This is a genomic window from Peribacillus sp. NPDC101481, assembly GCF_044767165.1.
In the GTDB taxonomy this organism is placed as follows: Bacteria; Bacillota; Bacilli; order Bacillales; family DSM-1321; genus Peribacillus.
The window spans coordinates 454,409-468,861 of the sequence record NZ_JBIWNJ010000001.1; the positions used below are offsets into that span (position 1 = coordinate 454,409).

Sequence of the window (14,453 nt, forward strand, 5' to 3'; positions counted from 1 at the left end):
ATTTTATATCAGCCTACAGAATCGCTTTGATTTTGTAGTGCCTCAAAATCACCCTCACGTAATTTTCGGCGTAGGATTTTCCCAACGGGGCTTTTTGGCATTTCCTTAACAAATGTATACTTTCTTGGTCTTTTATAGTTCGACATGTTAGGATACCTTTTACAAAACTCATCTAACTCTTGTGCTGTTACCGTTTCGTTTTTAGAGACAATATAGGCGGATACAATTTGTCCCAATCGATCATCCTGCTCTCCAATAACGATAGCTTCCAAAACGTTTGGATGTTGTGACAGACAATCTTCAATTTCTAATGGATGAATATTTTCTCCCTCAGAGATAATCATATCGTCAAGCCTACCAACAACGAATAAATCGCCGTCTTCATCAAGAAAACCAATATCTCCTGTAAAATACCAACCATTGCGCATCGCTTTAACAGTAGCATCCGGGCGATTCCAATACCCCTTAAATGCTTCATCGGAATCTAAATTTGAAATTATTTCACCAATTTCTTCTTTCCCAACTATATCTTCGGGAGTAGAACGACCGTCGGGATCTGCCTTTACAACACGAAGATTTTGGTGAATACCTGGTTTACCTACACTGCCTGGCTTTTCAGATACATTAGGACAAATAGAAAACGTATATACTTCTGTACTGCCGTAATGATTTACAAATACCTTTGGTTTAAGTAACTTCACACATTGATTTACTAATGAAGTGGTCATTGCAGCACCTGCATATCCAACTTTTTCAAGCTTGGATAGGTCATATTTATTGAAGTCTGGATGTGTTAGCATATCATGATAAAGCGTAGGGATTAAATAAAGGGAAGAGATTCTTTCTCTGTAAATAATCTCAAGAGCATCTCCAGAATCAAAGTCTGGCAAAATAACAATTTTTCCATTTAATAGCGCCATGGTAAGCAGTGAACGAACGCCCATTGTATAATATAGCGGCATTACTCCTAGTGTACTTTCCCACAAGTGGTACTGGTTTTGGACGATATGTGCCATCGCTGAGGCATATTCATTCCTATGGGTACGTGGTACTCCCTTTGGACGTCCTGTTGTTCCTGACGTGTATAACATGATCGAAATATCATTTTCATCTAAAGTAGGCTTTTGATAGCTACCTGGGCTTCGGTCTACTAGTTCAGGATAAGAAATATCTACACCAATATAATTCTCATCACCTATCAAAATTGGCCTTTCAGAAAAGTTCGATCCTAATACGGCATTTTGACTGGCTGATTCATAGACGACAGCTTTCGCTTCAGCATCGTTTACACAATACTCGACCTCTTTAGTGGATAATCGGTCATTAAGCGGCGTATAGATCGCACCAAGTTTTTGTAATGCCCAATAAATGATTACATTTTCAACTCGGTTCTTTAAGATGACTACAACACGATCCTGCTTCTGAATGCCTAGACGCTGCAAAGAGGCTGCAATTTTTTCTATTTCCTGTTGTAATTGGACATAAGTATAGCGTTTTTGGTCTTGAACTAAAGCGATATGGTTTGGGTAGCGCCCAACTGCAAAATCGAATAATGTACCTAAATTCATTTTACATCTCTCCTTTTCCCCTTGAGTTATGCTTATCTTATCTAAATCACTTTTTGATTCGTTTTTTAATTCTAAGAAAGGCCAGTTGTGGTTTTTTAGCATGGAGGCTGTTGCGGGTATTATCCTTGAGTCAGTTGATTCCAAGGCCCCCCACACCCATTACGATTATTCGATAAGATATAGGTTTACAATCGAGCAGTCACCCTTCACTGCTACACAACTATAGAAATATCAGCTTAATACATATTTTCTATTTACTTTAACAAGCTCTATTTTTTTGCACCCCATGATGCATATTTTAAACACCTCTGAATCTACTCCCTAGACTGTTCAATTTCTGCTGACAATTTTAAACTCCCTATACCTTCCATCATGAATACCCCACGCTTTATTTTACTTTACTAAAATAACATATGATAGAAGAGTGATGTTTCAAAAAATGATTTTAAAATGAAGAATGCATGTTTAAATTTATTAATAGACATAATAATCGATAACTTACTTTTTGTATTCAATATTACACTTTCCTCATATCAATATTTTCTAGTACTAACAATGTACCTATATTGAATCTATTATAACTGCAAAAAACAAGCCAAGGTTCATTTATAAAAAAACCTAGGCTTCCAATTCCTTATAACCCCATCTGGAAAAGGTAGTTTAGTTGTTTTGATAGTGGTTTTAAAGGAAAAAAATAAAGCATGAAGCCATTTATTTTTCAAGAGACTTTGCAGGTCTTTTTTACCCAGTGAATCAAAGGCATACTGTTCAACATGAATTCAAAAGTTTGACTCATACTTTGTGTACAGGTTTGCTTACAATCACTTTGAATAGAGGAGATTATGAATGATAACTTGTAGGAAATGAGCGAGTTGTTTTTTTGATTACCCATGTTGAAAAGGCTGACACCAAAAGGTCTAGCACTAAGCCTTTTGAGTCAGCCACAATTTTTTCATATTTTTTAGAAGTCTATATCTCCTTCAAGATGAACTGATTGAATCAATTTATCAGGATTTATGTAATCATCTAGATTACATTCATTGTAGCCGGGAATTTGAACTCTCAAGTATTGCATTTCTTCACTGTCTAAGGGGATTGTACAGTCAAATCCCACCTTCGAGCCCACTCCATCGCGTGTTGACGGGTCAAGCTTCGAACTTTGTGCTTCATGAACTACCACTAAGTCCCTGTCTGCTTGAAAGCGGGTTGCGATTGCCCATTCCACCTCTTCCATATTAAAAATATCAACCTCTTCATCCGTTACGACGACATGCTTAATATCAAAACTGTTAGCAAGTGCTGCTAAAATTGCATTTTTGGCTTCACCCTCATTTCTTTTATTAATGGAAACAATGGCATGATACCGACATGTACCACCAGGGCTCATATGAACCGCTTTTACGGATGGAACGGTCTGTCGAATGCTCTGGAAGAGACTTGCCTCACGAGGGATGCCACCAAGCAAAAGATGTTCGTAACCCGCAGGGACAATGGTATAAAAAATCGGGTTGTTACGGTGAGTGACAGCCGTAATCTCAATCACCTCTTTATCACTGCGTGGTCCATAGTATTTTGGGAATTCTCCAAAAGGGCCTTCAGGCTCTCGAACATGTGGAAGAATTTTTCCTTCTAACACTATTTCCGCGTATGCCGGTACATCGATATCCACCGTCTCACAACGAACGACTTCCAACGGTTCCCCCCGAAGGGCGCTTGAGATTTCCAGTTCATCTACCCCGAACGGAGTACTTGCTTGTGACGCCAGTAACGTCACCGGATCGACCCCAATGACTATCGCACACTCCAGTGGTCTCCCCGCCTCTTCAGCCTGCTTATACAAATGAAAAGTATGGCGAGGCAAAATTAAGGCTCCTATCTTATTTTTCCCAGAAATTTGGAGACGATGAATTGAAACGTTCTGCTTCCGAGTAACTGGATCCCTAACAATAAACAATCCAGCGGTGATGTAATTACCTGAATCTTTCTCATGGTGTACCGGAATTGGTAACATCTTCATCAAATCGATATTATCCAGAATAATATTTTCTTTAATTGGCGCTTGTTGTTTGTTTAGTGCTCGACAAGGAACGGGAGATGCAACTGCTTCGGTAAATTTTGAAATAACGCCATATTGGTCTGTTTCCAACGCCTCTGCAAAATCTTCACGTGTTGAACAAATTCCTGATACAACCGGAACCTGATAATCTTCTACACTAGTAAAGTATGTTGCTTTTTTGCCATCTAATTTCTTAGCTATTTTTGCGATTTCATACTGTAAGCTAACTTTTCGGTCAATTACCGCCAACCGATGAGTTGCTTGCAGATGCTCAATCCAGGTGCGAAATGTCTTAGCTTTCATAAAAAAAGATCTCCTCCTTATATAGCAACTGAAGTTCCTAATATATCCTTTAGTCTGCGTTCTAACATTTTAGACACTCTTTCACGGCCTCGAACTTCAGGTGGAGTTGGGTATTCCCTACCATCTACAATGACAGGTTGATCATATCGAACCAAGATAAGAGGAAGGTATTCTTCGTATAACGCACGAATTCTCTTGGCATGTTCTGGTTTACGGGCAAACAGCTTTAGCATACGAAGTCCAAAGCCTACATGCCGTCCTTCGTCTTCCTTGATTCGGGCAAATCCTTCACTCAAACCAGGCAATAGGCCCTTACTTCCGTATACACCTCGAAACACATCATATCCAGTCATCGCTTGAACACCTTCTATTATTCCTTGGTAATGGGTTAACCCTTCTACAAGTGCAGCCTCACGTTCCTCTTCTCCTTGTTCAAGAGAATTCAGCATTACTTTTACACGATTATCAAGTTTCTGCTGAACCATATTTTTCACTGAAGGAATTCGCTCACGACCAATTACTTCTTTAAAATAGCGCATAAAAAACTCAGTATGTTTAAATTCCTCGAGCAATTGAGTACTAAGGAATGCCTGTTGTTCTGTAGAGGAGCCTAACATGATCCAGGGACAAAACTTTAAGGCAACATTTTCTTCAGCATCGAGAAATCCTGTACAAAAATGAATAAGATATCCTTTAAGGTCTTCATCAAGCGCTTCAAAATCCCTTTTATCCTGGCTAAGATCGATAGCAGCAGGATCCCAAGTCCCAAAACGAATCGCTTTTCGATATAAGTCCCACGCCACTTCATCCGTCGTCTTATCAATACTAGGGATTAGCTCTTCAGTTTTATCGATATTTTCTGTCATTACAATTACCTCCAATTTTATAATAGAATTAATAGTCTTTAATAAAAAAATCCAACTTTAAAACAGTTCTTTCAGTAGATCCAAAATCTCTTCTTCTGTTGCTAGCCAAGGATTAAATTTCCACATTCCACTTTTCACGGAGTCGTGTGCGATCCCCTTAAGGTGCTCTTCTTTAACCCCCACCTGCTGCAATTTCTGTGGAAGCCCGATATCGTTTCGTAATTTAGTCACATCTTCTATTAATTGATCTGTAATCTTCCAACCAGGTAACGATGGATCAGTTACTCGAAAAACGCTCGCCATTTCAACATGCTTATCGACCAGGGATATCGAATTACGGCGGATAACCTCCGGTAAAAGCAGACCTATTGCCACTCCGTGACTAACATAGGCATATCCGCTTAACGCACTACCAATGGCATGTGTCAATCCGAGAAATGATTGATTGAATGCCATACCGGCCAAGAGACTAGCTTCTGCCATTTTGATCCTTGCCTCTACATCATTTCCATTAAATACGGCCCGACGAAGGTATTTGCTAACAGTTCGCATGGCTGATAATGCAAGTGCGTCACTGGCAGGCTGGGATATCCGTGACACAAATGACTCTGCCCCATGTGCAAAGGCATCAAATCCTGAGGCTGCTGTAATTTTCGTTGGTGCAGTCATCGTCATTTTAGGGTCCACTATACTTATATCCGGTGCGATGAATGGGCTCGTTACCGTAACTTTTCGATTCTCCTCCCAATCCGAAAAAACAGCAAACATGGTCACTTCACTTCCGGTGCCGGATGTCGTAGGGATTGCAATGAGAGGAATATTGGATGATTGCTTGATAAGATTTACTCCAGTATAATCACGAATACTCCCTCCATTTCCAGCTATTACACGAACACCTTTGGCTGTATCGATCGGACTGCCCCCGCCAATGGCGATTAAAGCATCGCATTCTTCCTGTTGAAACCCGTGAGCTGCTTTGTCAACGGTTTCAACGCTCGGATCCGGTTCCACATCATCATAAATCACATAAGAAATGTGATTGTCCTCTAAGATTTTGGTTACATTTTCGATTAACCCTGATTTTAAGACACCGTTATCAGTAACGATAAAGGCACGTTTTACTTTAAAAGGTATATTGTTAAGTTCGTTTATTTTGTTATATCCAAAATAAATCTTTGTGGGAAGATGAAACTCAAATGATCGATACATAATAGATAGATTCCCCCCTATTCTTCTATTTCGATATTAATATGTTTTGTTTCGGTATATTCCATTAATCCTTCAATTCCCCTTGTACGCCCAATTCCGCTCTCTTTATAACCCCCAAATTCTGCCTGTGGGTAATTTTTGTTATAGGTATTAATCCAAACCGTTCCGGCCTCCACCTTTTTCGCAATTCTCACAGCTCTGTTGACATCCTTTGTCCAAACGCCAGCAGCTAAACCGAAAATTGTTCCATTAGCAAGTGAGATCGCTTCTTTCTCGTCCCTAAAAACTTGTATGGCCAGCACGGGCCCAAAAATCTCTTCTTGTGCTATTCTTGATTCAATTGGCACCTGATCAAAAATGGTTGGCTCAATATAATATCCTTTATCGTAATCTCCACCGGTCAACCTATTACCACCCGTAATAAGTTTTGCATCTTGTCTTCCAATCTCGCAATATTCCAAAATTTTATTAAGCTGTTCTTCCGAGATGACAGGTCCCATATCGGTTGTTTCATTTAACCCGTTACCAACTTTCAATTTTTCAGCCTGTTTACGCAATCCTTCCACCACTTCTTCATGAATCGACTCATGAACAATCACTCTTGATCCAGCAAAACACATTTGGCCGGCAGTAATAAAGGCTGATTTTGCAACGGCTTGAATCGCTTTGTTTAGGTTTGCATCAGGAAATATTATATTAGGAGATTTCCCCCCCAGTTCAAGAGCAAGTTTCTTCACCTTTTCTGCTGCTTTTTTCATTAAGTTTTTGCCAGTAGTCGTGTCACCTGTAAAGCTGATGGCATTAACATCGGGATTTGTAGTCATTTCATCTCCAATAACCTTTCCCGGACCAGACACGATATTCACAATTCCTGGTGGAAAGTCGCTATTATCCTCAATTAATTTGACAATGGCAGTGCTGATAAGTGGGGTCCGACTTGCCGGTTTTAAAACCACTGCGTTTCCTGCAGCAAGGGCTGGAGCAACCTCTCGAATCATTAGCATAGCCGGCCAGTTCCAAGGTGAAATAATCCCCACTACTCCAATCGGCTCTTTGTCAATGATGCCATATGACGTGGGGGAAAGATTTATCGACCTACCGAATATACTTCGAGCCATACCTGCAAAATATTTTAACGTATCAATACAGGCGTCCAATTCTATACGAGACTCCTTTATCGGCTTTCCGTTCTCTATGGTTAAAATTCTAGCAATTTCTTCTCTATTTTCCTTCAATTTATAAGCCCATTGCATTAAAGCATCAGAACGTCGCGAAGAATTTGAACGCCAGTCGGATGTATGAAATGCTGCCTTCGCCAATTTAATTGCCAATTTAATATCTTCTAATCCCGATTTCTGTGACTCTCCAACGATCTCACCTGTAGCAGGATTTACGGATGTCATCGTTTCCCCAGTTTTGGCTTCTTGCCAATCGCCATTAATATAATTTCTAGTAATCTCTAATTTTGTAATCACTATTTACCCTCCTAGTTTCTATTTGAGATTGCCTTTTGTTTCTGGAACGATGAGGCTTCCAATAATGTAGACAAGAAAAATCACAATCACAAAATACATAAGTGTGTACGGGATATTTTCAATCGAACCGCTTGCTAATGTTACGAAAGTTGGCATCATACCGCCAATTGCAAATCCCATATTCCATGACAGTCCTGTACCCGTAGACCGTATTGATGTAGGAAAGCGTTCATTAAGAAAAATTAACACAGGTGCATAAGCAGCATTTCCTAAAAACACCAGACCCATCGTATTCAAATAAATCGAAGTCGTTGTAACAGAATCGGCTAATGCTAGATAAAAATATGGAAGTCCGACGATATTTAAACATCCAATAACTAAAAAGGTCCTTTTTCTTCCAATAATTTCACTAAGTTGTCCGAACAGTAAAGCCGAAATTATCGTGACAATACTTGAGACAATGAGAACACCTGATAAAACTTCTGAAGATACATTGTTAACTACTTTTAGAAATGTGGGAATAAAACCAGCTGTAAGGTAATAACCTGAACCGCCACCAATAACAATCATTAGATTCACAGCTATAACTCGGAAATATTTTGTAAATAGGGTCTTAATAGGAGACTGCGGTATTACATCCTCTTGCCCTTTTTCTTCATTTTCTTTACGTAATTGTGCCCAAAGCGGAGACTCGTTAAGTGTTCTAAATACAAGTAGACCAGCTACTGCACCTAAAATCCCTGTAAAGAACATGACTCGCCAACCCCACTCATTAAACGCTTCACCAGGAAAAAAAGCAGAAACGATGGTAAACGTTAGTGAAGCGAATAATGCTCCTAACCCGGCTCCTCCCCCACCTATAAGACCAGACATCAATCCGCGCCATTTAGGCGACGCAGATTCTGTTCCAATTGTATGTGTAGATGCCACGACACCGCCGACAAAGACCCCTTGAACTAATCGTAGAATTAAAAAAAGGATTGCAGCCGTCACACCAATTTGCGGGACAGTAGGCAAAAGACCAAAGGCAGCTGTACTAACACCAACCCCTACCACAGAAACAATCATTGCTTTCTTTCGCCCGTTTTTATCTGCATAAGATCCAAATATTGCCGACCCAAGAGGCCGCATCAAAAGCGTTACCCCAAAAGAAGCATAAACAGCAGCTAAAGAAAGCGTAGGGCTGGTTGTAGGGAAAAATAGTACACTAATTGTGGGAGCCACAAAAAGTAGAAGAAAAAGATCATAAAGATCAAAAGACCACCCTAATAGTGATGCTGTCATTGCAGAGACAACCTGACGTCTGTTAACGATTACATTTTCTTGTTCAGAATGAGCGACTACATTAGACATTAGAGGACCTCCATTTTTTCATATCATGTTCTGAGTCATGTTAAACCGGAAAATAGTTTTTAATACCTAAAAAGATAATGATTATAGATTGGTTATTATTTCATCTTTCTTGAGTCCCGACCACCTGTCAAACAGTCGAGCATCAATACCAAACTGATCTAACGCCTTTCCGACACTTTGATTAACAATATCATCTAATGATGTTGGCTTATGATAAAAACTAGGAACAGGAGGGAGGATTACCGCACCATTCTCTGCAGCTGATTGCATTAGCCGCAAATGCCCTAAATGCAATGGTGTTTCACGGACCATTAGAACCAACTTCCTTTGTTCCTTCAAAGTTACATCAGCAGCTCTAGTGATTAAATTATCATTAAAACTGTTTGCGATAGATGATAGAGTTTTAATAGAACACGGAGCAATGATCATCCCGTCAACATGAAAGGAACCACTTGAGATGCTTGCACCTATATCATTTGAGTCATATACAAAACTGCACAGTGATTTTACTTGTTCCACCGAGTATTCTGTTTCATATTCGATGGTTTTTTCAGCAGAGGAACTAATAATTACATGACTTTCAATTTGAAGTTTGTTTAATGTCTCAAGACATCTAATACCGTAAATGGATCCACTTGCCCCTGATATACCTATAACAATTTTTTTCACTCTGTTTCCTCCTACATTTGAAAACGATTTTTTGGATCATGCACTTTGAAGCGGGTAATCAATCCACTTTTGTTAACTGCACGCTTTTCAAAGTTCCCCCCCTTTCAACTTTCAATATTCACCTTTTATATTTGCAAGTTTCATGCCATTAATAAACTGTTTAAAATTCACTCTTTCCTACCCATTAACCATCCAACTGGAACGAATGACGTTACAACTGGAACCCCTGCAGTTCCGCATTTCTTGAAGACTAGGGTAAGGCTCGAACCTTACTGGATGGCAAATTTCAAATAAACAAAAAAACGTTTGCTCTTCCTCTTTAAACGTCGACACAGATCTGAGTAGCATTCATTTTACTGTCACACCTTGTGAACTGCGTAATAGTACTTGATTCCAAGCCGGTACCAATAAAATAATGAAGTAAAAGGATAACCAACTATGATTGTTTAATGTAAAAAGCCAAAAGCCCTTCTCTTAATCGAGAGGGCTTTTATTAGAGGTGAATGTTTATTATTTATTTCAAACTCCTTGAGAAACGTTAGAATCTGTACTTTTTTTACTTTGTTGAACAATGATGGTTTTAAAATCAGGCTTTTCAATAATTAGAGAAACAGCAACACCACCCAATATCGCCCAGAATGGAGAGCTTATATCATAAAAATGGACTCCTGACATTGCAATGATAAGGGCAAAAAATGAACCAAATTGGAATTGGGGTTTAGAAAACGCTTCCTGTAATGAACTTAAAAGCACTCCCATCATTGCCAGTCCTGCAACAGTGCTGATTAATACTTTCGGCATTGCAGCTACAAAAGGCATGACTATACCTGCAAACAATCCAAAGGTAGAAAATAACACACCACATACAACCACTGCTGCATATCTCCCTTCCATTCGACCAGCTTCTTTTGATGCGCAGATTGCTGTCATTGACCCCGCAATATTCGCATTATGACCTCCAAAAAAAGACGTAATAACCCCGCCAATTCCGCTTAAAATCGTCATCTCGTTAACCGGTGGTTTATATCCTTGGGTGTTTAACACACCTGTAGCCTGGGCGTTTTCAGCACCAATTACTAAAAGTGCAAGTGGGATGCCCATTGAAATAATCGCGTCTATATTGAATGATGGAGTCACTAGTTGAGGAACGACAAAAACGGAACTCACATCTTTCACTTGGAATTCTCCCATCCAAACCGATAAAATGATAGCAACAGCAAATGATATTAAAATAGGTGGAAATTTTTTTATATAACGGAATGAGAGAAGATACACGAGGATGGATGAACCTGCAATTATTGGTGCTTTTTCGAGGGATGCAATCATCTCAGTCCCAAAACTAATCATTGTTCCAACGACCATCGACATAACAATTGGAACCGGAATCCAGTCCATAACTTTACCAATAACCCCTGCTATCCCTAACATAAAGACAATGAGACCTGCTGCCAAATAAGCACCAGCAGCTTCATTTAAAGAATAGTTTGACAGTGAACCTACAACAAGTACTGCACCTGGAATTGAATAAGCGCCAGCAATCGGCTGCTTATTTCTTACGGAGATGAGTATTCCTAATATCCCACCAAAAAAATATATGGCAAATAACCAAGAAATCACTTGTGTTTGAGTTAATTCGCCATTTGATGCTCCGTTTATTATAATTAGCGACGGGCCAGTACAGCCAAAAATTGCTGCCAGCGCTCCTGCACTAACCGTTCTTACATTTAAATGACTTAATAAACCTTTCTTGTTTTCAGAACCTTTTTTTAGCTGCATACCTTCAATCCTTCCCATATCGTTCTATTAACTTCCCTGAATCAAACATGATTTAAAGCGACTTTTCTTGATCTAAAATGAGAATCACCGGCAGAGGCTGCCGGTGACTCTCATTTTATTACTTCCCTGTAAAAACTGGTTTTCTCTTTTCTACGAACGCATCTACGCCTTCTTTAAAGTCTTCTGTTGTGCGAAGGAGGCCGTAGGCTTTCCCTTCCATTTTCAATCCGACTCCCAGCGGACTTTCTTCAGAAGCGTTCAACACTTCTTTTGCAACACGCTGAGCAAGCGGAGAAAATTGAACAAGCTCCTCAACTAACGAATCCACTGTTTGTTGAAGGTCCCCTTTAGGCACTACTTGTGTTAATAGACCCCATTGATATGCTTCATTTGCAGGGATTTTTCTGGCACGCATGATCATGTCCTTTGCTCTTGTTAAGCCCACAATCTTTGCAATTCTCTGTGTACCTCCACTACCAGGAATCATTCCTAGGTTCATTTCCGGAAGGGCAAGCAGGGTATCTTCCCGTGCAATCCTGAAATCACAGGCCATCGCAAGTTCTAGGCCTACACCGAACGTATATCCCTGCAGCTGAGCGATGACAGGTTTTGGAGAGCGTTCAGGAGCAGCCACGTTTTCGGCTAAATGGGAAAGCTTTTCTTGATGGGTCTCCATAAATTCCGGGATGCTTCCTCCTGCACTGAAGCATACATCTCCTGCTCCTTTGAGGATAATGACACGCACTTCATCATCTTGATTCAAACCATCAAAAATCTCTGTCAGCTGTTCTCTGCCGAGCATACTGATATAATTCATTTTCTCTGGACGATCAAACACGATTGTTGCCGTTTGTTTTTCTGCATTTTTCTCTACCCGAATATGGTCATACGTTTGCTCTGTTATAGTCATTTGTTATTTCCCCTTTTCTATTTTTAAATTTTTATTGGCTGATAGCTTCACTTTCATTGTGAGGTGCCTCAATATCACCCTCGCGCAATTTACGGCGAAGAATTTTCCCTACAGGACTTTTTGGAATCTCTTTTACAAACGTATACTTACGAGGCCTTTTGAAATTTGATAAACTGGGTATATTCTTGCAAAATTCATCCAGTTCCTGCTCTGTAACAGATTCGTCTTTAGCAACAATATAAGCGGTAACAATCTGCCCCCATCGCTCATCAAGCTCCCCAATTACGGTAGCTTCCCTAACTTTTGGATGTTGAGTCAGACAATCCTCGACTTCTAATGGATGAATGTTTTCTCCCCCAGAGATAATCATATCGTCAACCCGGCCAACAACGAATAAGTCACCGTCTTTATCAATAAAGCCAATATCTCCTGTAAAATACCAGCCATCTCGAATAGTTTTATCCGTCGCCTCCGGTCGATTCCAATACCCTTTAAAGGCTTCAACGGACTTCAGATTCGCAATAATTTCGCCGACTTCTCCTCTCCCAACAATATCATCAGGAGTAGAATGACCGTCTGGATCTGCTTTTACCAGGCGAATATTTTGATGAATCCCCGGTTTACCTGCACTGCCTGGCTTTTTATGTACATCAGGGCAGATGGTAAACGTATATACCTCCGTACTGCCGTAATGATTTACAAACAGTTTTGGTTTAAGTAACTCCACACATTGATTTACTAATGTAGTGGTCATTGCGGCACCAGCATAACCGATTTTTTCAAGCTTGGTAAGGTTATACCTGCCAAAATCCGGGTATGATAACATATCATGAAAAAGCGTCGGAACTAAATAAAGGGATGAAATTTTTTCTCTTTCTACAATTTCAAGCGCCTCACCTGCATCAAAGTCTAAGTTTGATAAAAGAGCAAACTTTCCATTTAAAAAAGTCATAGAGAGCAACGAACGAACACCCATTGTATGATAAAGTGGCATTACTCCTAATGTACTTTCCCACAACTGGTACTGGTTTTGGACGATATGTGCCATAGCCGAAGCATATTCATTCCTATGCGTTCGTGGTACTCCCTTTGGACGTCCTGTTGTACCGGATGTGTATAGCATTATCGATATATCATTCTCATCTAGAATTGGCCTTTGATAGCTTCCTGGGCTTCTGTTTACTAGTTCCGGATAAGAAATATCCACACCATTATCATTATCAACACCAATCAAGATTGGTCTTTCGAGAAAGTTCGCACCTGACACAGCACTTTGACTGGTTGATTCAAAGATGATAGCCTTCGCTTCAGAATCGTTTACACAATACTCGACCTCTTTGGCGGATAAGCGGTGGTTTATTGGAGTATAGATTGCACCAATCTGTTGTATTGCCCAGTAAACCATAACATTTTCCTGTCTGTTCTTTAAGATGACAACAACACGGTCCTGTTTTTGAATGCCTAAACGCTGCAGAGAGGCAGCAACTTTTTCTACTTCCTTTTGTAATTGGGCATAAGTATAAGATTTCAGGCCTTGAACGAGAGCGATTTGATTTGGATAGCGTTCCACCGCAAAATCCAATAATGTACCTAAATTCATAAAAAATCTCTCCTTTCTCCCCTTGATGGTTCATTACTTATTTAATTGGTAACTTCAGCGTTTTTTAATTCTTTCCCAAATTTTTTGAAGAAGTCTTTAATAACCAGTTTAGATACGCCTCCTAGCATTCGTTGACCGACCATCGCAACTTTTCCTCCCACTTCTGCTTCAAAGCTGTAAGAGAGAACAGTGTTGTTTTCATCTACTGATTCAAGAGTAATATCTGCGACGGCTTCAATGCTTCCAGGTCCCCCCTCACCTTTAACGATCATTTGATAAGATATCGGTTTATTAATATTCGCTAATTCAATTGTTGTAGAGTAATCACCTTTCACTGATGCAACACCCATTGATATATCAGCTTCATATTTATTTTCTTCAACTAACTCCAATTTTTTGCACCCCATGATGCATCTCTTAAGCACCTCTGAATCTAGTAACACATCCCAAGACTTTTCAATTCCTGCTGGCAAATTCAAACTCCCTTTACCTTCCATCATAAACTCCTCCTATCCTATCTTTAACAACATTTTCAAGAAAACGGTTTCAAATAATGATAAATAATAAATGAAAAAAAAGTATTGCATTAATAATATGGATTGTTTTAATTGTGATTTCACCTTCCATTACTAGCATAATAATCTATAAACTTACTTTCCATTTTCAAA

At 39.6% G+C, this 14,453-nt stretch carries 11 protein-coding genes; all 11 read right to left on the reverse strand.

Going from position 1 to position 14,453, the window contains the following annotated elements; all coding sequences use genetic code 11:
- Positions 1-8: 8 nt before the first annotated feature.
- Positions 9-1,712: an AMP-binding protein gene (locus ACIROD_RS02125; protein WP_402937481.1), complete on the reverse strand. Its 1,704-nt coding sequence runs from the start codon at positions 1,710-1,712 to the stop codon at positions 9-11.
- An 817-nt stretch (positions 1,713-2,529) separates the two neighbouring features.
- Positions 2,530-3,927 carry a UbiD family decarboxylase gene (locus ACIROD_RS02130; protein WP_402937484.1) on the reverse strand — a complete coding sequence of 466 codons (1,398 nt, stop codon included), beginning with the start codon at positions 3,925-3,927 and terminating at the stop codon, positions 2,530-2,532.
- A 17-nt stretch (positions 3,928-3,944) separates the two neighbouring features.
- Positions 3,945-4,793 (reverse strand): R2-like ligand-binding oxidase, encoded by an 849-nt coding sequence (locus ACIROD_RS02135; protein ID WP_402937486.1) that lies wholly within the window; start codon positions 4,791-4,793, stop codon positions 3,945-3,947.
- Between the two features lie 57 nt (positions 4,794-4,850).
- The gene (locus tag ACIROD_RS02140) at positions 4,851-6,002 is read right to left on the reverse strand and encodes an iron-containing alcohol dehydrogenase (RefSeq protein WP_101225184.1); all 1,152 of its coding nucleotides are present in this window, start codon (positions 6,000-6,002) and stop codon (positions 4,851-4,853) included.
- A 17-nt stretch (positions 6,003-6,019) separates the two neighbouring features.
- A complete protein-coding gene (locus ACIROD_RS02145; RefSeq protein ID WP_402937490.1) occupies positions 6,020-7,477 on the reverse strand; it encodes an aldehyde dehydrogenase family protein in 1,458 nt (485 codons plus the stop codon).
- An 18-nt stretch (positions 7,478-7,495) separates the two neighbouring features.
- A complete protein-coding gene (locus ACIROD_RS02150) occupies positions 7,496-8,830 on the reverse strand; it encodes an MFS transporter (RefSeq protein WP_402937493.1) in 1,335 nt (444 codons plus the stop codon).
- An 81-nt stretch (positions 8,831-8,911) separates the two neighbouring features.
- On the reverse strand, positions 8,912-9,499 hold the full coding sequence (locus tag ACIROD_RS02155) for a UbiX family flavin prenyltransferase (protein ID WP_144553671.1): 588 nt from the start codon (positions 9,497-9,499) through the stop codon (positions 8,912-8,914).
- Between the two features lie 519 nt (positions 9,500-10,018).
- Positions 10,019-11,275, reverse strand: a complete 1,257-nt coding sequence (locus tag ACIROD_RS02160) for a benzoate/H(+) symporter BenE family transporter (protein WP_402937498.1) — start codon at positions 11,273-11,275, stop codon at positions 10,019-10,021.
- A gap of 118 nt (positions 11,276-11,393) precedes the next feature.
- Positions 11,394-12,185 (reverse strand): enoyl-CoA hydratase/isomerase family protein, encoded by a 792-nt coding sequence (locus ACIROD_RS02165; RefSeq protein WP_336060116.1) that lies wholly within the window; start codon positions 12,183-12,185, stop codon positions 11,394-11,396.
- A gap of 31 nt (positions 12,186-12,216) precedes the next feature.
- Positions 12,217-13,785, reverse strand: a complete 1,569-nt coding sequence (locus tag ACIROD_RS02170; RefSeq protein ID WP_402937502.1) for an AMP-binding protein — start codon at positions 13,783-13,785, stop codon at positions 12,217-12,219.
- 41 nt (positions 13,786-13,826) lie between these two features.
- A complete protein-coding gene (locus ACIROD_RS02175) occupies positions 13,827-14,285 on the reverse strand; it encodes an SRPBCC family protein (protein ID WP_222619864.1) in 459 nt (152 codons plus the stop codon).
- Between the last annotated feature and the right edge of the window lie 168 nt (positions 14,286-14,453).

Excerpts from the sequence above, each read along its gene's own strand:
- ACIROD_RS02150 (WP_402937493.1), bottom strand. The coding sequence starts at position 8,830 with ATGTCTAATGTAGTCGCTCATTCTGAACAAGAAAATGTAATCGTTAAC.
- ACIROD_RS02160 (WP_402937498.1), bottom strand. The coding sequence starts at position 11,275 with ATGCAGCTAAAAAAAGGTTCTGAAAACAAGAAAGGTTTATTAAGTCAT.
- ACIROD_RS02135 (WP_402937486.1), bottom strand. The coding sequence starts at position 4,793 with ATGACAGAAAATATCGATAAAACTGAAGAGCTAATCCCTAGTATTGAT.
- ACIROD_RS02175 (WP_222619864.1), bottom strand. The coding sequence starts at position 14,285 with ATGATGGAAGGTAAAGGGAGTTTGAATTTGCCAGCAGGAATTGAAAAG.
- ACIROD_RS02170 (WP_402937502.1), bottom strand. The coding sequence starts at position 13,785 with ATGAATTTAGGTACATTATTGGATTTTGCGGTGGAACGCTATCCAAAT.
- ACIROD_RS02140 (WP_101225184.1), bottom strand. The coding sequence starts at position 6,002 with ATGTATCGATCATTTGAGTTTCATCTTCCCACAAAGATTTATTTTGGA.
- ACIROD_RS02165 (WP_336060116.1), bottom strand. The coding sequence starts at position 12,185 with ATGACTATAACAGAGCAAACGTATGACCATATTCGGGTAGAGAAAAAT.
- ACIROD_RS02130 (WP_402937484.1), bottom strand. The coding sequence starts at position 3,927 with ATGAAAGCTAAGACATTTCGCACCTGGATTGAGCATCTGCAAGCAACT.